This is a genomic window from Zoogloea sp. (assembly GCF_023150065.1).
Lineage (GTDB): Bacteria > Pseudomonadota > Gammaproteobacteria > Burkholderiales > Rhodocyclaceae > Zoogloea.
Window position 1 is genome coordinate 1 of the sequence record NZ_JAKLLN010000031.1, and the last position, 232, is coordinate 232.

General features: G+C 63.8%; 1 pseudogene. It reads right to left on the minus strand.

Going from position 1 to position 232, the window contains the following annotated elements:
- Positions 1 to 232 (minus strand): annotated as a pseudogene (locus tag L6Q67_RS21780) (F0F1 ATP synthase subunit B); the annotation flags it as partial.

Genomic DNA, 232 nt, shown 5'->3' on the forward strand with positions numbered 1-232 from the left:
GACCTGATCGCGCAGGGCTTCTTTGGCGCGTTGGGCTGCGACGCCGGCTTCGGCTTCGGCGGCTTCACGGGCCTGGGCAATGATGCGGGCGGCTTCGGCGCGAGCTTCATCGAGGAACACTGCAGCCTGCTTTTCAGCAGAGGCACGAACGTCCGTAGCGGACTCACGGGCCTTGCGCAGCTCTTCAACGACTTTCTTCTCGGCATGAGCGAGATCGCTCTTCGCCTTGTCC